The organism is Streptomyces sp. NPDC052079 (genome assembly GCF_040680275.1).
Taxonomy (GTDB): Bacteria; Actinomycetota; Actinomycetes; order Streptomycetales; family Streptomycetaceae; genus Streptomyces.
This window is the reverse complement of record NZ_JBFAWL010000015.1, coordinates 128265-151661: the sequence shown is the minus strand read 5'-3', so window position 1 is coordinate 151661 and position 23397 is coordinate 128265. Positions and strand designations below refer to the sequence as shown.

Annotated in this window: 21 protein-coding genes and 1 pseudogene; 8 read left to right on the top strand and 14 right to left on the bottom strand. The window is 68.6% G+C overall.

All coding sequences use genetic code 11. The features are described 5' to 3' along the window. The first annotated feature begins 417 nt into the window (after nucleotides 1-417). From AB0L56_RS22060 to AB0L56_RS22025, 8 genes are all read left to right on the top strand, one after another. The gene (locus tag AB0L56_RS22060; RefSeq protein ID WP_365425570.1) at nucleotides 418-2556 is read left to right on the top strand and encodes a hypothetical protein; all 2139 of its coding nucleotides are present in this window, start codon (nucleotides 418-420) and stop codon (nucleotides 2554-2556) included. Continuing rightward, entirely contained in the window at nucleotides 2553-5015 is a 2463-nt protein-coding gene (locus AB0L56_RS22055; RefSeq protein WP_365425568.1) for a hypothetical protein, read from the top strand. The genes AB0L56_RS22060 and AB0L56_RS22055 overlap by 4 nt, the downstream gene beginning before the upstream one ends. 14 nt (nucleotides 5016-5029) lie before the next feature. Continuing rightward, entirely contained in the window at nucleotides 5030-5860 is an 831-nt protein-coding gene (locus AB0L56_RS22050; protein WP_365425566.1) for a hypothetical protein, read from the top strand. A gap of 219 nt (nucleotides 5861-6079) precedes the next feature. Next, the gene (locus tag AB0L56_RS22045; RefSeq protein ID WP_365425564.1) at nucleotides 6080-10660 is read left to right on the top strand and encodes an NACHT and WD repeat domain-containing protein; all 4581 of its coding nucleotides are present in this window, start codon (nucleotides 6080-6082) and stop codon (nucleotides 10658-10660) included. Beyond that, on the top strand, nucleotides 10657-11523 hold the full coding sequence (locus AB0L56_RS22040) for a serine peptidase (RefSeq protein WP_365425562.1): 867 nt from the start codon (nucleotides 10657-10659) through the stop codon (nucleotides 11521-11523). The genes AB0L56_RS22045 and AB0L56_RS22040 overlap by 4 nt, the downstream gene beginning before the upstream one ends. A 297-nt stretch (nucleotides 11524-11820) precedes the next feature. Continuing rightward, complete coding sequence (locus AB0L56_RS22035; protein ID WP_365425560.1) at nucleotides 11821-12291, top strand: hypothetical protein; 471 nt, start codon at nucleotides 11821-11823, stop codon at nucleotides 12289-12291. After that, entirely contained in the window at nucleotides 12275-12697 is a 423-nt protein-coding gene (locus AB0L56_RS22030) for an endonuclease domain-containing protein (protein WP_365425558.1), read from the top strand. The genes AB0L56_RS22035 and AB0L56_RS22030 overlap by 17 nt, the downstream gene beginning before the upstream one ends. A 4-nt stretch (nucleotides 12698-12701) precedes the next feature. After that, nucleotides 12702-12815 carry an endonuclease domain-containing protein gene (locus AB0L56_RS22025; protein ID WP_365425556.1) on the top strand — a complete coding sequence of 38 codons (114 nt, stop codon included), beginning with the start codon at nucleotides 12702-12704 and terminating at the stop codon, nucleotides 12813-12815. A 225-nt stretch (nucleotides 12816-13040) separates the two neighbouring features. On the opposite strand, the gene AB0L56_RS22020 is transcribed toward AB0L56_RS22025, so the two are convergent. The 14 genes and pseudogenes from AB0L56_RS22020 to AB0L56_RS21955 form a co-directional block, all read right to left on the bottom strand. Next, on the bottom strand, nucleotides 13041-14057 hold the full coding sequence (locus tag AB0L56_RS22020; protein WP_365425554.1) for a SpaA isopeptide-forming pilin-related protein: 1017 nt from the start codon (nucleotides 14055-14057) through the stop codon (nucleotides 13041-13043). Nucleotides 14058-14086: 29 nt separating this feature from the next. Beyond that, nucleotides 14087-14578, bottom strand: coding sequence for a hypothetical protein (locus AB0L56_RS22015; protein ID WP_365425552.1), 492 nt, complete (start codon nucleotides 14576-14578; stop codon nucleotides 14087-14089). 29 nt (nucleotides 14579-14607) lie between these two features. Continuing rightward, nucleotides 14608-15458: pseudogene (locus AB0L56_RS22010) on the bottom strand (DUF317 domain-containing protein). 27 nt (nucleotides 15459-15485) lie between these two features. Beyond that, complete coding sequence (locus tag AB0L56_RS22005) at nucleotides 15486-16115, bottom strand: HAD family phosphatase (RefSeq protein WP_365425550.1); 630 nt, start codon at nucleotides 16113-16115, stop codon at nucleotides 15486-15488. Continuing rightward, a complete protein-coding gene (locus AB0L56_RS22000) occupies nucleotides 16112-17263 on the bottom strand; it encodes an MFS transporter (protein ID WP_365425548.1) in 1152 nt (383 codons plus the stop codon). The genes AB0L56_RS22005 and AB0L56_RS22000 overlap by 4 nt, the downstream gene beginning before the upstream one ends. Continuing rightward, a complete protein-coding gene (locus tag AB0L56_RS21995) occupies nucleotides 17260-18504 on the bottom strand; it encodes an ATP-grasp domain-containing protein (RefSeq protein WP_365425546.1) in 1245 nt (414 codons plus the stop codon). Before AB0L56_RS21995 ends, AB0L56_RS22000 begins: the two co-directional genes overlap by 4 nt. Before the next feature lie 91 nt (nucleotides 18505-18595). Next, a complete protein-coding gene (locus AB0L56_RS21990) occupies nucleotides 18596-18859 on the bottom strand; it encodes a hypothetical protein (RefSeq protein ID WP_365425544.1) in 264 nt (87 codons plus the stop codon). A gap of 30 nt (nucleotides 18860-18889) precedes the next feature. Further along, complete coding sequence (locus tag AB0L56_RS21985) at nucleotides 18890-20125, bottom strand: MFS transporter (RefSeq protein WP_365425542.1); 1236 nt, start codon at nucleotides 20123-20125, stop codon at nucleotides 18890-18892. Next, nucleotides 20122-20637 (bottom strand): regulator, encoded by a 516-nt coding sequence (locus AB0L56_RS21980; RefSeq protein ID WP_365425540.1) that lies wholly within the window; start codon nucleotides 20635-20637, stop codon nucleotides 20122-20124. Before AB0L56_RS21980 ends, AB0L56_RS21985 begins: the two co-directional genes overlap by 4 nt. Further along, complete coding sequence (locus AB0L56_RS21975; RefSeq protein WP_365425538.1) at nucleotides 20634-21476, bottom strand: winged helix-turn-helix transcriptional regulator; 843 nt, start codon at nucleotides 21474-21476, stop codon at nucleotides 20634-20636. Before AB0L56_RS21975 ends, AB0L56_RS21980 begins: the two co-directional genes overlap by 4 nt. Before the next feature lie 38 nt (nucleotides 21477-21514). Continuing rightward, nucleotides 21515-21928, bottom strand: a complete 414-nt coding sequence (locus tag AB0L56_RS21970; protein ID WP_365425536.1) for a hypothetical protein — start codon at nucleotides 21926-21928, stop codon at nucleotides 21515-21517. 11 nt (nucleotides 21929-21939) lie between these two features. Then, nucleotides 21940-22383: a hypothetical protein gene (locus AB0L56_RS21965; RefSeq protein ID WP_365425534.1), complete on the bottom strand. Its 444-nt coding sequence runs from the start codon at nucleotides 22381-22383 to the stop codon at nucleotides 21940-21942. Beyond that, a complete protein-coding gene (locus tag AB0L56_RS21960; protein WP_365425532.1) occupies nucleotides 22380-22862 on the bottom strand; it encodes a hypothetical protein in 483 nt (160 codons plus the stop codon). Before AB0L56_RS21960 ends, AB0L56_RS21965 begins: the two co-directional genes overlap by 4 nt. 100 nt (nucleotides 22863-22962) lie before the next feature. After that, nucleotides 22963-23316, bottom strand: coding sequence for an SH3 domain-containing protein (locus AB0L56_RS21955; RefSeq protein ID WP_365425530.1), 354 nt, complete (start codon nucleotides 23314-23316; stop codon nucleotides 22963-22965). Between the last annotated feature and the right edge of the window lie 81 nt (nucleotides 23317-23397).

Below are 23397 nucleotides of genomic sequence, written 5' to 3'. Positions count from 1 at the left end.
AAACCGTGAGACGACCGGAAAAGCCAAAGGTCACTGCGCCCTGCTATGACACGAAACGACGAGAACCTACAGGACGTGTGGGATCTCAGACGGCGTGGCCGAATCTCGCGACCGCTGGCCAGCCCGTGGCCGACTGGCCACGGATCTGGTGAGACTCCCCAGCCCACTCTGCTCACTCTTTAGGGTGAAAGTGAAGTAGTGCAGCCCCGCCTGGACAGCCTCTCGGCAGCCCGGCCCCTCTGCCCCCGGCACACCGCCACCCGCCTGGAGCAATGCGCACCTCGTACGAGCAGGACCACCTCTCACTCCAGGGCCGGCCCAATCAAAGGAAAGGTTGTCGAAATCCCATCCCGGTAGTCGCTCCGTCTCCTAGCCTGTTCTGCGGCGATCGCGGGCGAGGCAGCAAAGGTGTGAAGCGTGGCTGGGGGCGACTTACCGGGGACGGGGAAGGCCGACGACCTTGCCGTGGTCCTTTCGATGTCCAAGTTCCGGCTTGCACCGGCGGATGACGATGGCGAGGGCGAGGATCCGGAAGACCCGCCAGAACGATCGGCCTGGCCAGATCTCGATTTCGCCGAGGACCTCGGTGTGCTCGTTGCCCAGCGCTTGTCGGGAGTGCTGGCCGGGCCTCCGGACCACCTGCACAACCCGGATCACTCGACGGTCGCCCGTCGCATGGACCAATTACTGAGCGAGATCAGGGAGGGCGGGGACGCGATCGTCCATGTCCTCAGCCACGGCTTCATCCTGCGGAGAGCGCAGGAACTGTGCATCGTCGCCAAGGACTCACTGCCTTCGGACCACCGGGACGTCGTCCAAACAGTTTTCGGGATCACACGGTTCCTCACCGACGCGGACCGGTGCTCCGGGCGCATCCTGCTGCTGCTCGATGTCTGTCACAGCGGGGCAGGCATCGATCCGACCACGGACGTCACCTTCCCGGACCGCCGCGCGTTCGTCATCGCGGCCTGTCCGTCCGACGAGCAGGCATGGGAAGGACGCTTCTCCCAGGCGGTCAGTGATGTCCTCAGAGGCGTGGCTCAGGGCCACAGCGAGATCCACCCGAGCGAGCGCTTCGTTCGTCTCACGTGGTTCAAGGACGCGGTGCACAAACGGGTGAGGCAGCTGTGCACGGAAGCGGGCCATCCGGTGCAGGAGGTCGTCTCCAGCGACCTGTACGGGCTCGTGACCCAGTTCCTGCCCAACCCGTGGTTCCGCGAGGACCCCGCAGAGGTCCTGGGGCTGAATAACTACCGGGCCCTGCAGGAGTTCATCGTCGGCAGTGTGCATCCCTCGCTCGATGTGGATCACTACATGTCACGCGCGTCCGGGCGCGATACGGCGCAGCAGGCTCAGCCGACCTGCCACTTCTCCGGTCGGGAGGCGGAGTTGGAATGGATCCGCGCCTGGCTAGAGAACGGCGCGGAGGAAGGTGCGACGCTATGCGTCGTCACCGGGAGCCCTGGTGTCGGCAAGTCCGCGCTGCTGGGCGTCGTGGTCTGCTGTACCCACCCGCAACTGGCCAAGGGACTCAGGCCGGTCATGCAGAGCATCCCGAAGAAGCTCCGTCCCGATCCCCGCTCCCGAGTGGCCGCGGTGCACGCACGGGGCATGGTCCTGAGTCAGGTTGTCGACGCGGTCGCCGCCCAGCTCGACCTTCCGCTGCCGCCGGAAGGTTGGACCGCTCAGAAACTGGTGGACGCGGTAGCCGGGCTGGCGGAGGAACCTCTGATCGTGGTGGATGCCCTGGACGAAGCCACCGAGAGCGTCCAGATCAGTGTGGAGCTGCTGCTGCCGCTGGCGAACCGGGAGGACCGGGGAGGCGGCCGACGGCGGGCATGCCAGCTCTTGGTGGGTGTGCGCCCCTATTGGGACAAGCTTCCCCAGTTGGCTGAGGCTGCTGGCGACGCCCGCCAGTCGCTGGTCGATCTGGACGCCGTCGACCGGGCCGGGCTCAAGGACGCCCTGACCCACTACATCGACGAGATGCTCAGTGATACGGACACCTACTTCACCCGCGGTAAGGAGCGGGGCATGGTCGCGAAGGGCGCGGCCGAGCGCATCGAGAGCCACGCCGAAGGGGGAGAGTTCCTCATGGCCCAGCTGTCTGCCCGGTTCCTCGAGGCTGCGGCCCCGATGACCGAAGAGAAGCTCGAGCGCGCGCTCAGCGGTCTACCCCTGACCTTCGCCGCCCTGTTGGAGACACAGCTGAGCGAAGAACATACCCATCCGTGGGCACGCCCGGTCCTCGCGGCCCTGGCCTTCAGTGCGGGCAGTGGAATGCCCGCCGATGCGATCGCCGATGTAGCGCCCGAGTTCCACCCCCGGAAGGCACGGCCGACCCGTGCCGACGTGCGTTCAGCGCTGGACCACGTGGCGTTCTACCTCCGGCACGACGTCGACCCAACGTACGGGACGACGCTCTACCGGCTCTTCCACCAGGAGCTGGTAGACCATCTGCATCGGCACCCGCGCGCCGGGTCCGGCCCGTCGGCCGAGTCACTAGCCAACGGGCCTGAAGGAGGATCGGGCGCAGGCCCGGTGACGGCGTCATGAGCCGGGACGAGGAGGCAGTCTTCCGACGCCTGCTGTCCAGCCTGCCGCGCTCGGGCGCCGGCCGGCGTTGGGACCTCGCCGATCCCTACCTACGACGGCATGCCGCCGAGCACGCGGCCCGGGTGGGTAGCGACCTGCTCGGCGAACTCCTTTCCGACGGCGAGTACCTCGTGAACGCGGACCCGAGGTCCGTCACATCGGCACTCTCCCCCTTCCGGGACGTTTACGGGGGCTTCATCCAGCAGCTGCTCGACGTGTACTGCGCCTCCGTCAGCTGGCATCAACGGGTGGATGCACGAGCGCGACGTCAGATCCTTGCCCTCGACGCCCTGCGCCTCGGCCACGGGGACCTGGCAGCGAGCATGGAACGTCTGCCGGGCGGCCGCGTGCTTCCGTGGCATTGCATGTGGTCGAGCGCCACCAACGTCTCCCCGTCGGCAGGCGCCACCCTGACCGGTCACGCCGAGGCCATCACCGCACTGACCGTGACCGAGGCCGTCGGCGATCTGGTGGCGGCAACGGGCAGCAAAGACCGTACGGCTCGGATCTGGGATCTCACCACCGGCCGGACCCGGCACGTACTGCTTCACGGCTCGCCGGTCACCAGCCTCGCCTCCACCCTTCTCGACGGCCGACCGATCCTAGTGACCGGCAGCGACCGGATCACCCGGTGGGATCTGTCAACCGGCCATCCGCTGGGCTCGGTGTCCGTGGGATCTCCCGTCAGGCAGCTCGCCCTCGATGACTCCGGTCTGATCGCCATGGCCACCGAGACCTTCCCATACGTGGCCGACCTGCGTGCAGAATCGGAACCTCCCCGACCGGTGCGGGCCGCAGGACAGCGGGTGCGGTTCGTGGCCGTCTGCCGCGAAGGGAGCAGCCGCTTCGCGCTGGCCGTCACCGAAGGCAGCTACGTCAGTGCCTTCGCCCTGCCCGGCGGCGAGCTCCGGTACCGGAACGTGCTGCGCCGCAGCGGCGACACGGCGGACCGGATCACCGCCCTCGCCACCCAGGACATCAACGGCCAGTGCGTGGCGATCATCGGTCATGAGAGCGGAGCCTGTACGGCCTTCCACGCACACAGCGGCCTGCTCGTCCATTCCCTGCTGCACCCGGCCGTCACCGAGGGCCGGCGGCCCCGAGGGGCGCGCAACGAGGTCGACTCCATCGAAATCCACCCATCGACGCATGGCTGGCGGGCTGTCGCGGGCCACCGCGACGGCATGCTGCGCACCTGGGACCTCGGCTCCGGCGGGCTGCTCCGCGAGGAGCGCGCACACGCCGGCTCCGTCACGGATCTCGTGACCACGACTGTGAACGGCCACCGCGTGTTGCTAACCGCCTCGGAGGACGACACGGTCCGTTCCTGGGATGCGGAGACGGGCGAACTGCGGGACGTCCTCGCCGGTCACACCAGTGGGGTCACCCGCGTCGCGCCTGCCCTATCCGGTACCCGTCCGGTAGCCGTGACCGTATCGAAGGACCGGACCGTGCGTACCTGGGACCTGCGCAACCGCCGGCCGGCCCGGCTCCCCGGCGAACATCCGAACTGGGTCCGCACCCTCGGCCTCCACCACATCGATGGCCGGCTGTACGCCGTCACCTCCTGCCGCGACGCCTCCATCCGGGTGCTCGATGCGGACACTGGTGAAAACGTACGGGAGTTCACGGATCCCGACGGGCAGCCCCTCCAGGCCGCCGACGTCCTCACGGACAGCCGGTTCACCTGGATCGCCGCAGGCGGCGAGCAGGGCCGGTTGCACCTGTGGGAGTACGGCACGCCGGAGCCGAGGGAGAGCACGGGCCCCGGCCCCAGCGCAGTCACCGCGCTGGCGATCCTCGCCAGAGACCGGCTCGGGTTCCAGGTGGTCGCGGGCAGGAACGACGGTGCGCTGGCCGTCTGGTACCCGGGCACCGGTGAGGAACCGCGACTGCTCGCCCCGCCCAGGCGTGGCAGAGATGCCGGAGTGTCCGCACTGGCCGTCGCCGCGACCGCACGCGGAACGGTGCTCCTTAGCGGAGGATACGACGGCACCTGCCGCACACTGCTCCTGCGCGACGGGCGCCAGTTGCATAGCCACCGCTATGGGACGCCGGTCAAGGCGGTGGCGATCGGCTCGGTCGCCGATGAGCCGGTCACCGCTGCAGGTGACGACAGCGGCCGGATCACGCTGCGACGCCTGGATAACGGCACGGTACTGCGCACTTTGCCGGGCCACACCGGCCCTGTGCGCTCACTCGCCTTCTCCCGGGTCGGTCATGTGGACGCCCTGGTCTCTGGCAGCTCCGACGGCACCGTCCGCATCTGGGAGACCTCGACCGGAACCCCGCTCCACCGCATCGACCTCCCGGACTACGTCCAGACTGTCGCCCACGCCGACGGCGTCCTCGCCATCGGCTATGGGCGGGAGGTCTCCGTGTTCGCCCCGTCAAACCAGCCGACCCCGCCGGAACACTGAGCAGAAGGAAGCCGATGACCCGCATTCTCGCCATCCACGGCGTCAATCAGTACGACCCGACGCGCACTCCCGAAGCGGCGGCCTCCCGCCTCGGTGCGGTCTGGCACCAGGCCCTCAACCGTGAGCTGCCCGTTCCCGTGGATGCAGCGGACATGCGCCTGTTGTACTACGCGGACCTGCTGCGTCCCACCGGTCCCGCCGCGCAGAGTGCCGCTGCCGACGTCGACCACCTGTCACCCCAGGCCGCTGACGCCGCGCGCCGATGGGGCGAATTGCACGGCCTCGATCTGGACCAGGCGCAGGGCCGGGTCCTGACGCCCGTCCGCTGGGTCGCGGATGCCGTAGCTCATCGCAAAGGGCTGGACAGCAAGCTCGTCCGCAGGTTCGTGGCGTCCTACTTCCCCGAGCTCGTCGGCTACCTGCACTCCCCCGCGCGGCAGGCGGTGCAACAGCGGCTGGCGGACGCCATCGCCAAGGAGTCCCCCACAATTCTGATCGCCCACTCACTAGGATCGGTCGTCGCCTACGACACGCTCTGGCGGCACGCCCACAAGGTCGATGTGCTGTTCACCATCGGGTCGCCGCTGGCTATGCCGGACATCGTCTTCCCGCACCTCCAGCACACCCCCAGATCGGGTAAGGGAGTACGGCCACAGACGGTGGGCCACTGGATCAACATCGCCGACCCTGGAGACCTGGTCGCCATCCCCCAACCCCTCACCAACCACTTCGACGACGTCGATTCGAACGTCTCGGCTGGCATCGGCGCCTTCAGCTTCCACAAGGTCGCCTCCTACCTCAAATGCTCCGCCACAGCCAAGGCACTCGCTCCGTTCCTCGGGTAACGCCTTCTCGCCGACGGGTCGCACCGGTGGCCAGCCATCGGAGCAGGCCAGCAGTCCGGGCGCCCGGATCCGTTGGGCAGGGCGCCGAGCGATGATCGGCACCCTGCCGTATCGGCGTAAGGACGTTGTCACCGGGGTTGACTACCCCACAGCCTCCGCAGGCGTCGGCTGACATAGGGTCGCTTGGCTCGAGTCCGAGGTCATCGCCGGAGTCTAGGGATGACCAGCCTCAATCCCGATAGCCTGGCATCCGAAGCGTACGGGCACGGGGGGATGATGGTTCGAGCACTTCTGCTCGGGGTTGGGACCTTTAAGAGCGTGGCCGACGGCGAGTGGAACCCCATGTCGGAGGGGTTACGTCCGCTGCCGTCGGTTGAACCGCAGGTGCGTCAACTCGCCGTGGTGCTTTCGCGCTTCGACGGACTGAACGTCGGTGAACCGGTGATCGACGGGGACCGGGTCAGCATTGAGGAGAGCTGGCAGCAACTGAGGCACGATTCGACGGGCGGGCCGCGTATCGTTCACTTTGCCGGTCACGGGGCCCTTCGTGGCCGCGTCTTGTACCTGCCCGTGCACGACAGCCGTCCGACCGACCTCCCGGAGTCAGCGCTCGATGTCGGTCGATGGCTGAACGAGGTCGAGCACGGCTCCAACCAGTCTCCCGTCTTGTTCCTGCTCGATGTTTGCGGTGCAGGGGCCGCGACGGACTACCAGCTGTTCCAGGACGTTCCCGAGGGCGATCGTAGGACCTGGGTGATTGCGGCCTGCACAGCGGACGAGAGCGCCTTTGACGCACGGTTCACCAAGGCCACGGCCCAAGCGCTGGAGCGGCTCCGCTTGGGACACTGGGACATTTCTCCGACTCTGTCCCACGTGCCGGTGGAGGCTGTCGCCGACGAGATCGCACGGGAGCTGGTCCGCCTCGGCGAGGGGTATCCGCAGACCGTGGTGCACTCGCCGCGCCGAGCCGCCTCGTTGCCGGTACCGGAGTTCTTCGCCAACCCGGCGTTTAGCACTGACGGCTGGCAGCGTCTTCGGAGCCGACTGCGATTTGCAGTCCGGGAACTAGCGGCGGAGTTCGACCCCGGTCTGGATCCAGTCCACTTCCTCACCCGGGCGTCCGGCCGCCTGGACGACGCCGCTGCGATCATGGCCTGCCTATTCACTGGGCGAACCCGTGAGCTGACCCAGATTCGCTCCTGGCTGGCGAGCGACGACACCCTGTTGCTGGTCACCGGAAGCCCTGGGGCCGGAAAGTCGGCGCTGCTAGGGGTAACGGTCTTCCTCTCGCACAACCAGCTCGCCGAGCTGAGCGCCGGGCTGGTTGGCCGCATTCCTGCTCAGTACCGCCCGGAACGTCGGTACCCGACTCTTGTCGCGGTCCATGCCCGGCACCGGAGCACGGACGACGTGATCGCTTCGATCATGGCCCAACTGACTCCCGAGGACACGGAGCCTGCCGCCGCTAGCAGTGAGCCAGCTCTTGACCAGCTCAAACACATCGCCCAGGACCTGCCAGAACCGGTAATACTCATCCTCGATGCCATTGACGAAGCCCTGGATAGCGACCGCATCGTCCGCGATCTGCTACCCCAGCTCCTGCGCACGCTCCGCTCCGACGGCCGCCCCGCCTTCCGAGCGCTTGTAGGAATGCGCCCGCCTCAGACGGACGGCCACCGGTTTGGGGAAGCGCCCGGCGCCCGCGGAACGGTGCTCAATTTGGACACCTCTTCCAATGTCAAGGACCTTGCGAACGACCTCACGACCTACATCGCCGACATCCTGTACAGCGCACCCGGCTACAGCGACCAGGCCCTCCGCGAGTCCGTAGCCCGTGCGGTCGCCACCGAGATCGCTCATAGCCGCGATCGCGGCACCTTCCTCGTCGCAGCACTCTTCGCCGACTTCCTGCTGGCCGGCGTACCCCTGAAACCTGCCGAGGCGGTCGCCCGGCTGCCGCAGAACCTACCGCAGCTGCTCGAACTGCATTTGCAGACCACGCTGGACGGCGACTCGTGGATGCGGCACGTGATGGTGGGGCTGGCACAAGCGCGGGGTCAGGGTATGCCACTGGAGCTTGTGGCAGCAGCGGCCACCGCTGCCGCCATGGCCGCAGGTCAGGAGTTCCGCCCGCTGACACCAGGTGAAGCCCGCGAGAAGCTGGCCACCGCCCGCTTCTATCTACGGACGAACATCGACTCGGACGGACGTCAGCTCTACCGGTTCTTCCACGAGACGATCACCGAACACTTCCGTGACGCCGGGGCCAAACTCGACGGGCTCGCCGACAAGCTCTTCCACGAACTACTGTCGGCCGTCCCCGGACGGTGGGCCGCTGAGGGGCCTCGGTGGGACCTCGCTGCACCCTATCTGCTACGACACCTTATGGATCATGCCGTCGCTGTGCCGGACGGATCCGCAGTCGACCAGTTGTTCCTACACCCGGAGTACCTAGTCCGCGCCGACCGCAACAGCATCTGGGAAGCCGTTCACAGGACGAAAACCCCCACGGCGCGCCGAGCCGGAGCCGCGTACCAGAAAGCATTCGGTCGTGGCAGCCTCTTCGGGCAGGACGGATTGCTGGAGACACGGCGTGCGAGGCTTCAGCACAGCCTTGTGGCCTACCGGGCGACCGGACTGGCGCGCCATCTCCAAGACGAACAAGCGGTGCTCTGCACGCGCTGGAGTACGGGCTTGCCTGAGGAGTCCCTGCTGCACGTCATCACCAAGGACGAGTTGGGCACCACAGTGTCAGCCCTGGCCCTAGGAGCTGTCCATCGACGGCTCCTCGCCGCGTTCGGCGGCACCGACGGCTCCCTTCAAGTGTGGGACATCACACCGAGCCGAACCGGCGCCGTCCTCCGGTATTCCGCAACACTCCAAACAGACAGACATGCCATCACTCACATGGTGATCGTGGATCTGGAGGAGCGGGTGGTCATTGCCCTGGTGACTGACCAGAACGTTCTGCGACTCCACGATCTGGCCACAGGTACGAACGTTGCCGACGCGCACCTCGACGGCGCTGAGGTCTCGGCCCTGGCAGTCGCTGACACTGGGGATGAAACCGTCCTAGTAGTTGGTCGGGTCAATGGTGACGTCAGCCGGATCGGCTTGCTGAATGAGTCGTTCGGCAAGACCCTCGGCACCGTCAACGCCGGGAACACCACCATCTCCTCGCTACTCGCAGTGGAGTCCGCGGACGGTTCCCTCGCAATCCACTATGTTTGCGCCGAACCTCAAGATGACGGACCGAGGGTTCTGCGCAAACTGGACGGTCGGCCCGTCTGCCTCACATCGGCCGGCGGGCTCCAAGCAGTGCGGATCCAGCGCACCAACGCGCCGGCCCCGCTGTTCTCCCTCGTCGCCTACACCCCCGGCACGTACGCGGTCCGGGCGAACGGTGACACCGTCCAGGTCGTCACACGCCCAGAGGACAGAAAGCTGGCGCTAGGGGATATCCGCCGCATCAACCGCTTTCAGCTCGCGCTGACCGCCCATCGCGACGGCAACATGCGAGTGTGGGACCTCGACGTTTGCCCACGCTTCGGTCACGGCCAAAACCACTGGCATCCCGCCACAATGCTCGGCACCATGCGGCTCGGCGGCGCGGAGCTCGCCCTCAGCGCCGAACTCGTGTCTGGCACGATCAAGGCTTGGGACCTAAATACCGGCATCGAGGATCGCGAATTGACCGACCTGGGCAGGCTCAGCCATGCCACCACCGTGACGGCCAGCGACGCGTCCTACATCGTCACGGTGACCACGGAGAATGAGCTCGACACCTGGAACGTCCGTGAGGATGCCCTGGAATCGACGGTCCGCCTCCCCGCCCCGGCCACCGCATTGGCCGCTGTGCCGCACGGCGATTCGGTGTGGGCCGTGGTCGGCGGTGCCGACGGCGGTATCCATGTCTGGGACACGATCAAGGAGTCGCCTTCCCATCTCCTCGCCAGCGTGGAGGGGCCGGTCACAGAGCTGGTCGCAGGCGCCGTTGGCGGCGAGTCGCTCCTGATCAGCGTCCACAACGAACACAGGGTTTGTCTCTGGTCCCTGGCTGACAGCACCCTGCGGCAAGCGATCACGCTGAACCGGATCGGAGCGATCGCGATGCAGGGCGAGCGCCTTTTCGCTGCCGAGCAATCATCGGACGACGATCAGGTGCGGATCTGGGACCTTGTGACGGCCTCGCTCGTGGGTTCCGTCCCCGTGGCCGGGTCTCGGGCGATGGCTGTCAGCCAAGTGAACGGCAGGCCGGTACTCGTGGCCGCTGTCAGCGAGGCGGAGGTTCAGGCGTGGGATGTCGAATCCGGCGATCCATTCGGACCGCCGGCCCCAGTACCGGATCGAGTACACACGATCGCCCCCTACGAGAACGGCGTGCTGGTAGGCAGCAAGGCCGGCCATGTCACGGCCCTCGGCTGGGCCTGCTCCGCAACGGCGCCGGAGCTCCGTCCGACGCGGCCGACCGTCCACGTCACCCACGTCCTGGCTTGGTTGCCGGGCAAACTGCTATGTGGTGATGCCCGCGCAGACGGATGGGAGTTGCACACCGCCGACGAATGGGAGAGAGGACTGCCGCCTTCCTCCGGCCTGATATACAACCGCCCCATCACTGCAACGATTGCCCAACTCCACGATGCTCTCGTCGACGTACTGACGCCCGACGGATTTGAGGTCGTGCGGCTGGAAGCGCACATCTACGAGATCAGTAAGGTCGACGGTGTGACCACCGGCGGTCCGTGGCGATTCCCGGCGTACTCCGTTCATTGCCACTTGGAGGAAGGACCAGAGCAGTGACGATCGTCGCAGTGCACGGCATCGGCAACCACCTGAGCGGCCGCTCGCCGGAACAGGCGGCCACCGAACTAGCTGGGCAGTGGCGGGTCAAACTTCAGCATGGCTTCTCGGCCGCCGGGCTTGGCGCCCACCAACTCCCCGCCCTGCACGTCGCGTACTACGCTCACCACGCCCACGCCGGGGAGCGGCAAGCTGTCGTGCCGGATGTACTTGCCATCGACGAACGAGAACAGTCCGTAGTCCTCGCTTGGGCGCTGGCTCTGGGTTCACCCACCTTTCAGGAACGGCAGGGACTGATTACTGCACCGCTGCGGCAGGTCCTGTCCTGGGTTTCCCAACGCCGCAACATCCCCATCGGGACGGTCATCCGGCTCGCCGTCCAACTGGCGGGTGAGGTCCGCCGCTACCTCCACGTTCCGCAAGTACGAGCTGCCTCCCGGTCCGCCGTAGCCGAGTCGATCCGGCGGGTGCGCCCCCGCGTGGTGCTGGCGCACTCCCTCGGCTCCGTCGTCGCGTATGAGGCCCTCCATGCTCACCCGGAACTGACCGTGGACTGCTTCGTAACCCTGGGCTCTCCCCTTGGCCTACCAGGCGGGATTTTTGATCACCTGGTGCCCGCACCCATCGCGAATCGGGGTGCCCGACCTGCCGGGGTCCGCTACTGGGTGAATCTGGCCGACATAGGTGACCTTGTGGCGGTTCCCCGCCGACTCGGCGACCGATTCCCCGTTGACCAACACGCCGACACTCCGATTGGCCGTATCGACTTCCACACCCTTGGAGCGTACTTGTCCTCCCCGCTCACCGCTGCAGCGATTACTCCCTTCGTCCTCAACTCGACACTCCCGGACCAGATCGCTTGAGGTTCTCGTCGGTCTGCGTCTTCAACCATGTCGGCGTCGCGGGCAACGGCCCTGCATGCAGGAACGTGCTCACCTCGCACGACTGCATCGGATGTCAGAGGACAACTGCTGTCCTTCGGCAGCGCAGTTAGTCGTGAGTAGACCGCTGACCTGTGCGGACTGAGTTGGGTGTCGACGAGCCTGCTCGCGATGACGCCCTTCGAGATCGTGTGCATCGGTCAGTGGCGGAGCCCGGAACCCGCGGAAGGACGGTCAAGGGACAACCTCGTTGTCAGTGGCCGTACCTAGGATTTCTGTGTGACCGAGCACCCTGAATTCACACCGCAGCAGTTGAACACCGAGATCTTGAGGGCCTACGGCTGGCCGGCCTTCGGCGATATGTTCGACCTGATCGAGGAGTGGCCAGCCGGAATCCCCACCAAGATCGGCGTCTATGTCTTCCTGGCCGGTGGCGGTAAGCCCATCACCTATCCGGTCGGCGAGTCCTCGATCGTCCACTTCGGCAAGGCAGAGCAGCAGCGTGGAGTGCGGGGCCGCGTCAGCCAACATCGAGGCAGGATCAAGAACAGTCCTCACGAGCGCTGGGCTGGGCACCCGGCGCACGAGTGGCTAATGGCGCAAGACAGCTTCAGCGCGTATTCGCTGGCTCCCGACCGCGATCCGGCTCACCCACTGAGCCACAGCGCCTCATGGGTGGAGCACGAGCTGATCAAGGCTTTTCAGCGTCTATACCACACACATCCTGTGGGCGATGGAACCGCTGCGTGAAACGCACTGGGGGCGAGGCGGGCATGCCACCTGCGCGCCTGCTAGTCCTGCCAGCGGAATACAGCCGACACACCTGAAGAAGGGACCAGTGAAGGTCGGTATGTCGGTGATCAGGGGCACGCCCAAGTGCGCATGCTGCGGAGGAAGGAACGAGCGCAGATTCGTCTCCAGCGGAGAAGAAGTCGTGTGGGCGTACGTATGCGACAGCGCCAAATGCAACGAAGACCAGAAGGAGATCGCCAGGAGGGCGGCGAGGCACGGCATCACGTACGACAGGTACGCGGAGATCCACCTGAGTCAAGGCGGTCGGTGCCCGGTATGCGGACAACACCTCGGGAAGTTCGACAAGGACGTTGTGATTGACCACGATCACTCGTGCTGCCCCGGGGAAGACGTCGCGCGGTGATTGCGTGAGAGGCATCCTTCATCGACGGTGCAACTCTGTGATCGGGTACCTCGGCGATGACCCGGACAAGTTTGAACGGATAGCCGAGTACCTCCGGGGCTACGGAGGGCGAATGTGAGTAACCATCAGTGCACTTCAGTTCAACACCGTCGAAGGCGGAACGACTGGGTCCGCTGTCAATCGCCTCAATTGGATGACAGCAAAGCCACCGGGTGGCGACGGTCTTCGGCACCATCGGTGCGCTACGGCCACGCCTTCGGGGACGCCAACGAGAAGTGAACTGAATCAAGGCACTGTGTATTGAGTCGCAGCACGCTCCGTGTAGCAAAGAAGGGGGGTGCGGTCAGCTCCCGGTGGAGTCGTCTGTGTGGCTGTCCGTGCGGCTGCGGCGTGCCACGGCGAGGGCGCCTCCGCCTGCCGCGATCAGGACGGCCGCTCCGCCGATCAGCCACGGTGTGGCGTCAGCACCGGTGTGGGCGAGGGTGCCCGTCGGGGTCTTCGGTGTGGAGTCGCCGACCGGGGTGGCAGCGATGGTGGTGGATTCGGGTGCCGGTGTGTCGCTGCCCGACGCGGACGGCGTGGCCCTTCCCATACCGCTATTCGGCTTGCCTGGGCTGGCGGGGGTGTCGGTGGGCGTGTGCGTGGGCTTGCCCGAGGGTTCGGGCTTCGGGGTGGTGGTGGTCTTGGCGTTGGTGACGGTCACGGTCACCGGGGCGCCGGGACCCGCGGTGAACGTCTTGGTGGGCTTGTACAGGTCGTAGCCGGCAGGGGCTTTGATCTCCTTTACCCAGAAGTGGGTCTTCCGGCTCGACATGGGCAGCTCTCCGGAGGCCGTGCCCTTGGCTCCCGTGGTCAGGGTGAGCAGCGTCGAGGTGCCGGTGCCGATGTTCACGGTCGCGCCGGGCAGGAGCTTGCCGGTCTTGTCGTCCTTGGCCTGCAGGAGGACCTTGGCGGCCTTGAACGGGTCGGTGATCGTCAGCCGTGTGGTCGCGCCCGGGGTGACGATGACGTCCTGGTCGGCGACGACCTCGTGGAGCGGGCTGCCGGAGGCCGTCTCCTTGAGCCGGTAGACGCCGGGCGCGAGGTCGGAAAAGGTCAGCTTTCCCTGTGCGTCGGTCTTCCTGCGTCCGGCTTCTTGGCCAGCGGAGTCGAGCAGCAAGAACACGGCGCCGGGCAGGGCATCTCCGGCCGTGTCTCTGGTGGTGATCTCGACGCTGCCCGCGTCCGGGGTCGGATTCTCAGCGGGGGCGGCGGAGGTCGAGGGGCTCGGTTCGGAGGGCTCGGCGCTCGCTGCCGGCGCCCAGGTGAGGGTGCTGGCCGCGGCGATGGCGGCGGCGGATCGGACGAGACGTGCGTGCACGAGGAAGAAGACTCCTTGATCGGTCGGGGTCAGCGGGTGCGGGCCGCCCCGGCTGGGGCGACTGGAGAGGCCGGAGTGTTGCGCGATGTGCGGCCGGCCGCTCGCTTGGGCGCGGAGGCGGCCCAGGCGCCGGGAAACCAGACGGCGGTGTACTGCTCGATGACATCGCGCAGTCCGGTGGTGACGGCCCCGTCCCACGGCGGGCGGCCGGGGCGGTGGTGGGTGCCGAAGGTGCCGTACTGCTTGGTGTTCGGACGGGTGTGGGTGGCTTCGTCGCGGCGGTGGAAGGTTCCGTGGTCCAGGAAGCTGAGCGCCACCGCGTCGATCTCCCCGCGGTCCGGGTGGACGACGGCGACACGCAGCCCGCCATAGGTGTCCGCGTGGATGGTGCGGGTGAAATCGATCCGCAGCCGTAGCGGCGTGCCCGGGACGGGAGTGGCGTAGTAGGTGTTGCCCACGACGGCGTGGTCATGGAAAGGGAGGCACAGCTCGGTGAAGAACTCGGGGGCCTGCAGGGACACGAGGGTCTCCGGTTGGAGTTGGGCTGGGGTCAGCGTCGTGGGCCGGACAGGGCAGGTCGGCTCGTGGTGCTCCAGCGCGGGACGCTGGCCGCGGGCCGGGGCGCGGCGGCCCGCCGGACGTCGAGCGGGGTGGGCGCCAGCGGACTCGACGGGAGGATCGGGGACATCTGGGCGTGGCCCTTGACGTAGCTGTCGGTGTCGTCCCGCCATCGAGGCAGGGGGCTGGGTCGGCCACGGCCTCGGTCACGGCCCGCAGAAGGGCGGCGGGAGTGTCGGTGCTGGCCGTGGCGTACCAGAAGGGCCGGGCTGAGGAGGTGCCGGCCCACAGGTGCCAGCGCGCGTCGCGGGTGTCCAGTTCAATCGCTGGGTCGAGGTCGCCGGTGGTGTACTCCAGCGTGGCGAGCCCGTCGGGTGAGGTGATGGCGAAGGTGCTCAGATGCGGGCGGTTGAACTGCCAGCCTCGGTTGATGAGCGGGTCGACGGCCAGGAACGGGTCGCGGTCGGCGCTTCCGGCGAGCGGGCGGGCAAGGTAGTGGTCCGGGCCCTGCCGGTACGCCTCGGCCAGAGCGGTAGTGAAGGTGGTGACGAACTCGGTGGGCGCGGCGTCGTTGAAGCAGACGCCCCAGGCCGGTGGGCCGAAAGCGTCCTCATAGGCGTTGATGCGCCACAGTCCGTCGTCGTCGCCTTCGGGGAGGTAACCGAGACGGACCTTGCCGTCGGGGGCCGTGAGATAGGCGTTGCCGAGGTCGTCATGGTGCAGATCCCAGCCGAGGGCGCGCAGCGGGTCGAGGCCGGGATCACCGACCGCGGTGGAGCTGGCCAGATGGCGTGGGGAGACGTAGACGTCGCCGTCGATGGTGTCGTGGTCGTCGTGAGGCACTGAATCCTTGAGGAAGGCGGAAGCGGGTCAGTTCGGGGACTGCAGGGCGGCTGCAAGGTCGGCGGGCCGGCCGGTGTAGTGCAGGGCGCGCAGGCCCAGGAGGCGGGCGGCCTGGCAGTTGTCGGCCCGGTCATCCACAAAAAGGAGGCGGTCGGGGTCGGTGGCACCGGTGGCGTTCATCGCGTGCTGGTAGGCGGCCGGGTCGGGTTTGCAGACCTGGAGCCGCGCCGAGTAGAAGGCGTGGGTCATCAGACGGCGCCACGGGTGACGGTCGAGGACATCGCTGAGGTGGCGGGGCGCGTTCGACAACAGCACCAGCGGCAGCCCGGACGCGTGGGCATGGTGCAGGATCTCGACGACGCGGTCGTCGGTGGACGTCCACATGTCCGTGTCAGCGTCGTGCAGTTCACGCAGCCGGCGGGCGCCGGGGTGGTGGCCGAGAACTTGGGCCCAGTACGCGAGATCGCTGAGCTGGCCGGCGTCGTAGGCGGAGCGGGCACTCCAGAAGGCGTTCTGGAAGGCGGGGAGGTCGTCGTCGGGCCACAGGGCGGTGCGGGCCAGGCGGAGCCACTGGTCGGTAGTGGGTTGCACACCGATGACGCCGTTGTAGTCGAGGATGACGGCCTCCAGGCCCGCCTGGGCAGTGGTGGAGGTCAAGGGGTGGTGTTCTCCAGGGCGCGGTGGGCGAGGGCGGCTACGGCGGCGGCCAGAAGGGCGGGCAGCAGCAGAGCCGTGGACAGGGTGGTGGCGCTGGCCAGGGCACCGATGAGGGCCGGGCCGGCGAGGAGGCCGAGGTAGCCGGTGGCGGTGACCGTGGCCACGGCCTTGGCGCCGCCGGCACCGGCCGCGGTGATGAGCGAGGGGACGGTGGTGGACAGGCCGAGTCCGAAGACCGCCCAACCGGTCAGCGCCAGCGAGGTACTGCTCCCGATGACGCCGATGGTCAGTCCGGCCGTGGCGAGAACGGCTCCGGCCCGTACGACTGTCGGGGCGCCGAAGGCTGCGGTGAGCCGGTCTCCGGTCAGCCGGCCGACGGCCATGGCCGCGCTGTACAGCGCGAACGCGGTGGCGCTTGCGGCCGTCGGGGCGCCCAGGGTGTGCAGGTGCACGGCGGCCCAGTCGGCGGCGGCTCCCTCCCCCAGCAGGCTCGCTGCGGCCAGCGCGGCCAGAAGCCAGAGCTTTCCTGGCGACGGAAGCAGAGGCGGCTTTCCAGCGCCGACGCGCAGTGCGGGGCGGTCTGCGCTGCTCAGGCTTCGGGTGACCGGCACCGCAGCGACCGCGACGCCGGCCAGGAGGGCACCTGTTGCGGTGAAGAGAGTGCTGTGCGGGGCATGGGCAGTGATCGCGGCCAAGGCGGCGCCGGCGAGGGCTCCGAGGGAGTAGGCGGCATGAAGACCGGACATGATGGGCCGGTTGAAGGCGTTCTGGCAGCGGACGGCCGCGGTGTTGGCGGCTACATCAAGGACGCCGTGGGCGACACCGAATGCGAGAGCCGCCGCCAGCAACGCGGACAGGCTCTCGCCTTGGCCCACGAGGATGAGGCATCCGGCCAGGGCAAGGGACCCAGTGGTGAGCAGGGCCGGTAGCCGCGCCGGGCGGGCGTAGCGGCCTCCGAGCTGAAGTCCGGCAACCATGCCGACAGCGGCGGCCAGCAGGACCAGGGCCAGTCGTGCGGTGCCGAGGTGGGCAGCTTGCTGCACGGCGGGCATCCGGGCGCCCCACACCGCCATGATGGCGCCGAGGCCGAGGAAGTACCCGGTCAGCAGCGCCCGGCTGTGGCGGGCGGCTGCAGGCACCGCGCTCACGCCGCGTTGCTGCGGGTGCCGGGGGTCCGGTCGAGGACCGCGGTGACGGCACGAGCGGCCCGGTCGGCGCGTGCACGCGCCTGCTGGCCGGTGGCGGCGGTGGTGATGAGGTAGCCGAGCCGGCCCGTGTACAGGTTTCCTCCGTCGGCGGGGAGGAGGAGCTGGTCGCCGGGGCGGCACTGGAAGTTCACCCGGTCCAGCCACTGCGGGCGGGGCCCGTCGTAGGTGAGGTGGGTGAGGGTTCCGGAGGTGTCCGGGTACAGCAGCCGGATGGCAGCGGCCGAGGACCTGGTGGGCGTGAGGTCGGGGGCACGGTCGCAGGCGATGTCGGCGGCGGCCCGCGGCAGGTCGATGCCGGTGGCGAGATGCACGAGGTGGCCGATCATGTCGCCGGCCAGGCGGGCATTGACTTCGATGAGGCGGGGCCTGCCGTCGACGAGCCGCATCTCAATGTGGCTGACGCCGCCGGTGATGCCGAGGGCGTTGATCGCCGCCCGGGCGGCCGGCGCGACGGTCTTCAGGAGCGGGTCGTCGGCGTCCACGCTGTGGGCCAGCTGCTCGAAGTGCGGCGGAGGGCTGATGGTCTTGCGGTTGACCGCCACCACCGTGGTGGCGCCGCGGTAGGTGACGCACTCCACGGAGATCTCCGGCCCGTCGAGGAACTCCTCGACGAGGACGCTGGTGCTCTCGGTTCCCTGACCGGCCGTCCGTTCGGCTGCCTGGTAGGCGGCCGTGAGCTGGTCGCGGTCGTCGACGCGGAGCACGCCGATGGCACCCGCGTGTGAGGCAGGCTTCAGCACCACGGGGTAGCCGATCCGTTCGGCGGCGGCTTCGGCCTCCTGGCGGGTACGCACACTCACCGAAGCGGCCGAAGGCACGCCGTGGCGGGCGAACAGCGACCGAGCGATGGCCTTGTTGCGGCACCCCTGCATCACTTCGGGTGCGGTGGTGGACAAGTCGAACTGGCGAGCGAGGCGGGCGGTCGGGACCACGCTCCACTCATCCCAGGTCATGACACCGGCGAGGTCGTGGCGTCCGGCCAGGGATCGGCCTCCTGCCAGCAGCGCGGCAGGATCATTGAGGTCCACAACGGCGTGATCGCTGATGTGCGGCTTCTCCCACGACGGTTCGGTGCCGGTGAGCAGCACGACGTCGTAGGCGTCGGCGACCTGCTCAAGGCAATAGCCGCGGTAGTTCTCATCTCCGGGAGCAACGACAAGTACAACAGGGCGAGCGGACAAGAGGAGATTCTCCGTATCGAGGGACAGCAGGGCAGGTAAAAAAGGGGGATTCTCAGGTGGCGCGGCGGCGGCGCAGCTCGAACGCGTCGGCCTAGTGGGGGTGTTCGTCAATGAGGCGGCGGGCGTAGAGAGCGGTGAAGTTGTTGTTCAGCCCGGCGACGCCATACGGGAGTTTGCGGCGAAGGTCTTCGAAGAGGTCCTTGAGGCTGATCTGGGTGGCACCGGCGGCCAGGCGGCGGGCGGCCATGCGTTCCAGGGCGCGGTACACGTGGGGGTTGCGGGTGTCGAAGGCGTGGAACTGCTCGGTGATGGTGCGGCCGGTCGCGCGGTGCGACCCGGGGGCGGCGATGGTCAACTGGTTCTCCACGGGCTGGGGACAGCCGGGTCAGGTGCGCAGGGCGGGGTCGGTGCGCAGGCGGGTGAAGGCGCAGAACAGGCCGAGGGTTTGCAGGGCGGCGCAGGCGGTGATGACGTGGCCCAGTGCGTCGGGCGGGGTGAGCGCGGTGAGCACGCCGGCGACGGGGAAGGGCAGCAGGAGGATGAGGATGGTGGCCGCCAGGGTGCTGCCGAACGTCTCCGGGGGGATCAGGCGGGATCGCAGGGTGCGCAGAACGACCGCCAGGCCGCCATCGGCTGCCATCAGGACCGCGACCATGACCAGGTAGGACAGATAGTCGGGGGCCAGGGCGGCGGCGAGGCAGGCGAGCGAAGCGATGACGGAGCAGGCGGCTCCCACGGGCCACAGGCCCAGGCGGTCCAACGCGAACCGGCAGACGGTGACGGCCACCAGGGTGGCCGCCGCTGCTGCGGACCACACCAGGCCGACGGCCGTGGTGGACTGCCCGAAGTGCTGGACGACGATCACGGGACCGGCGGCTTGGAGAAGGCCGGTGGCCAGGTTGGACAGGGTCAGGCCGGTCACCAGCCAGCCGAGCGCAGGGAGCGCGCGGATGGTGCGCCACCCGGTGACGAGCCCGGCGCCGGGCCGCCCCTTCGGTGCGCGGGCCGGGGCAACGGGCGAGGGCGGTGTGCGCAGGGCGAGTAGCGCGGCGAGCAGCGAGAGCACGGTGACCACCGCGAGCATCGATGGTGGCCCGGCGAGCAGCAGCACGCCGGCGAGCGCCGGTCCGGCCAAGGTCGCGGTCTGGTCGATGCCGAGCAGGGCAGCCTGGACACGGTGAGCCCGAGGCCCCGCTCGTCGGCCGGCGGCGGCTCCGGCGGTCTCGACAGCGATGTAACTGAACTCGGTGAGCACGCCGGTCGCCGCCGCCAGCACCATCACCGTCGCGCTCGCCACAGCACCGGACGGGTAGAGGTACAGCAGGACCGCGCCGGCGGCGAGAACCAGCGCCCGCCCCAGTGAGGCGAGGTGGAAGACCACCGAGGCGCCGCGCCGGTCGACGATCGATCCGGCCCACCCGAACGCTGCCAGGCGCGGGATCCACTCCAGGGCGAACGCGGCCCCCGTCAGCACAGCGGAGCCAGTCGTGGCCAGGACGAGCAACGGGATACCGTAGGTGGACATTGCGAACGCCAACGCGTCCGCCGCGCGCGGCAGGTAGATGCTGCTCATCAGCCCGGCAGTGTGGCGTGCGTGCCGGGGTGTGACCGCTGCGCTCACGCGGCCCGCTCGGGCTCGGCCCTGGCCGTCTGGGGGTTGCCAACCAGCCACTGGATCAGGAGCGTGCGGACACAGGCCAGGTCCGCCTCAGCCTTCACACTGATGGGGCGCACGTCGGGCAGGGGTCCGGGGCGGTCGGCATTCCCGGGGGTGAGCGATGGTCCCAGCAGGCCGAGGACATGCTGGACACGGCTGCTGAACTCGCAGACGGCGGCGGGGACCGAGTGACGCCGCGCCCACCGGGCTAGCGCGTCATACAGGTCGGCCAGCTCCATTCCGGAATCCGTGAGTTCCAGACCGGCGCCGGGCGCGACCCGGACGAGGCCGTGGGCGCGGGCCGTGTCGGATGCACTGCGCAGTTGGTGCACGGAGAGGTCGGGCAGGGTGCCGGCGAGCCGTCGCGGCGGTATGGCGCCGTTGTCGTCGATCTCGGTGACCAGACGGATCAAGGAGCGCGAGGCCAGCAGCTCGACAGCGTGACGCGCTTCGGCAGGAGTGAAGGAAGTGCTCATCGGCGCGGGCCTCCCGCCGGGAGGGCTGCCGTCGGGCGGCCGACGGCCGCGTGCGAGAAGAGGTCGCGGTGGTGCCACGCCGGGAACGACCCAACCGCCCGAGCGGGCGGCAGCGCTGCGGGCGCCGGCCGTGACTGGCTGCTGACCCACGGCCTCGGCGCACTCTTGGCCTGCGGCTGCCCCCAGACGGGGTGGCGGGCCGCCTGGTCGAGGGGCTGCCCGGCGGACCAGGCGGACAGCGTGCCGAGCACGGGGCCCAGGGCGTCGCCGGCGGCGGACAGCCGGTACGGCTGGCCGTTCCCCTCGGTGTCGGCCAGACCGTCGGCAACGAGCTGGCGCAACGGCGGATAGATGTTGGTCCAGTCGCTGCTGGGCATCACGATCCGGGCCAGAACCCGGCCGCTGACCTCCTTACGCGACTTGAGCACCCACAGGATGGCGGCGGCGTGGCGCCGGGTGAGCAGGGTGAGACTGTCCTCGATCTGCTCGATCGCGGCCAGCGGGCGATCGGCCTTCTCCAGGTGCTCCTCGGCCCAGGTGACGATCATCGGCAGGATCGGCAACAGGGCAGTGGCTCGCTCGGTGTGGCCATAGGTCACGTGCCGTGCGGTGTGTTCGGTGCGCTCGACGAGTCCGGCGTCGCACAGCGCCGTGAGCTTGGGGTGGAGCTGTCCGTTCTGCAGCCAAGACACCTTGGCCGCCAGCTCGCTGTAGCGCAGCGGCGGGCCGGAGAGGGCCAGCAGGATCCTCACGTTCCAGCGCGGGGTGATCATGGCGAGGGCCTCGGTGACCCTGGCGATGTCGGCGTCGGCATCGGGGGGCAGAGCGGTGATGGCCAAGGGAGGAACTCCTGGGTGAAAGGTGGATCGCCTGGGGGTCAGCGGCTGTGCGCCGCGCTCTGTGCCGCAAGGGGCGCGGCCGGAGCAGGCGGCGAGGGAGTCGGAGAGGCAGACGTCGGGGCCGGAACGCGGGCCAGGCTCTGCAGGACGGCGGCGACCGACGTGGCCTGGGCCTCGCGGACGGCAACGGCTTCGGCGAGCCGGCGGGTGCCGTCGAGGAGGTGGGAGACCTCGTGCGGGCCAATCTGCCGCTCAGGGTGGATGAGCTGGGTGAGGTGGTCGCGGTGGAAGTCGATGCTGCGCTCGGCCAGGGCGAGAGCGTCGTGCATGCCGAGCAGGGCGGAAAGCATGCCGGGTGGCTGATCCTGGGCATGGGCTTCGAGGTCGGCGAGCGGTGCGCCGTACAGGTCCTCGATCCGTCCGGCTATATCGGTGGACGTGAGTTGGGGCAATCAGGGGGCCTTCACGGTCGGCGGGCCCGGGCCGCCCCGGCACGCAGGAGTGCCGGGGCGGCAGACGGGGGCAGGGTTGCGGTGGCCCTGAGCTGCGCCGTGCGGACAGTCCGGGCCTGCTGGGCAGGCGGGGGCATAGTGCGCAGCAGCTCGCCGAGGGCTGCGCGGTAGCCGTCGCGGGCCTCCAGCGCTGCTTCCAGCCACTGCGCGTCGAAGCGGAGCTTGTCCGCCGACAGTTCGTCCATGTCACGGTCGGGATCCATGTCGGCGTGGACGCGGTCGCGGACGCGGGCGACCTGCTCCTCGGTGAGCGCCAGGAACGAGCGCAGCTCCAGGGCCCGAGCGAGCGCGGGTGAAACATCGTGGCCGGCAACCGCCTCGTACAGCTCGGGCACCGGGTTCCCGAAGACCTTCTGCAGGTCGCCGTCCATGGTGCTGGCTTTGTCCCGGCTCATCGGGCGGACCTTGCCGGCCGCCACGCCGACGCCGGCGCGTGTGTCCCTGCGGGACGGTGGGGAGCGCTGGTCTGCACCGCCGGGCCGCTTCGGGGCCGCAGGCGGGCCAGGCGCTCTGCGGCGCGGTCCTTCTTGCCCGGAGCGTCCGGGTCGAGGAGCCACCGCACGACCATGGCCCGGCCGTCGCGGGCGGTGGCGGCGGCGTTCACCCGGTGGGCGAGGCCCATCGTCGGGTCGTCGACCTCGCTGGGCTGGGTCTGCAGAGCCGCGAGGAGGTCGTCCTCCGCGCGCTCCAGCACGGACTGGGCCTCGACGAGAAGGCCATGCCACTTGACGACGTCGGTGGCGTCGGGGTTCGTGGTCGGAGCGGCGGCGACCACGGCCTTCAACTGGTCCATGCCCATGCCGAAGCGGGCCTCGATCCGTTCGGTGAGCACGCCCACGACATCCGCAGACTCATCGGATATGCCGTCGGCCAAAAGGGATCTCCTGTTCTTGAAAGGCAAATGTCTGGGGAATGCGAAGGACGGCTGTACTCGGTGCCCGCGCCGCTCGGCGGGACGTGCTGGATCCGGTCAGTCAGTCCAGGCACATGCGGACGTCGCGGTAGACGTACGTGCCGGAGACCCAGCCCTTGACGCCGGTCGTCTTGTCCGTGATGTAGAGCCAGTTGCCGCTCTTCTTGGAAACGCTGAACTTGTGGCTCTTGTAGAGCACGCCGAGCACGGTGGACTTCGAGCTGGCCTTGGACCGGATGGTCACGGCTTTGGTGTGCACCGTGTATGGGAGTGGCGGCAGGTTGTGGCAGCTCACGGCAGGGGTGGCGGTTGCTGCGGTGGGTATGGTCGCGGCGCTGGCGGGGGTGGCGCACAGCGCCGGCAGCGCGAGCGCGCCGAGCATCGCCGCGGATATGGCAATTCGGGTGGAGCGCATGCGGAAGAAACCTCCGTGAAGGCACAGGGAATGCGGGGAAGGGGCCGCGGGAGTAGTTGTCCCGGCGGCTGTATAAGAGTC

Excerpts from the sequence above, each read along its gene's own strand:
- AB0L56_RS21965 (WP_365425534.1), bottom strand. The coding sequence starts at position 22,383 with ATGAGCCGGGACAAAGCCAGCACCATGGACGGCGACCTGCAGAAGGTC.
- AB0L56_RS22050 (WP_365425566.1), top strand. The coding sequence starts at position 5,030 with ATGACCCGCATTCTCGCCATCCACGGCGTCAATCAGTACGACCCGACG.
- AB0L56_RS21955 (WP_365425530.1), bottom strand. The coding sequence starts at position 23,316 with ATGCGCTCCACCCGAATTGCCATATCCGCGGCGATGCTCGGCGCGCTC.
- AB0L56_RS22055 (WP_365425568.1), top strand. The coding sequence starts at position 2,553 with ATGAGCCGGGACGAGGAGGCAGTCTTCCGACGCCTGCTGTCCAGCCTG.
- AB0L56_RS21980 (WP_365425540.1), bottom strand. The coding sequence starts at position 20,637 with ATGAGCACTTCCTTCACTCCTGCCGAAGCGCGTCACGCTGTCGAGCTG.
- AB0L56_RS22045 (WP_365425564.1), top strand. The coding sequence starts at position 6,080 with ATGACCAGCCTCAATCCCGATAGCCTGGCATCCGAAGCGTACGGGCAC.
- AB0L56_RS22030 (WP_365425558.1), top strand. The coding sequence starts at position 12,275 with ATGGAACCGCTGCGTGAAACGCACTGGGGGCGAGGCGGGCATGCCACC.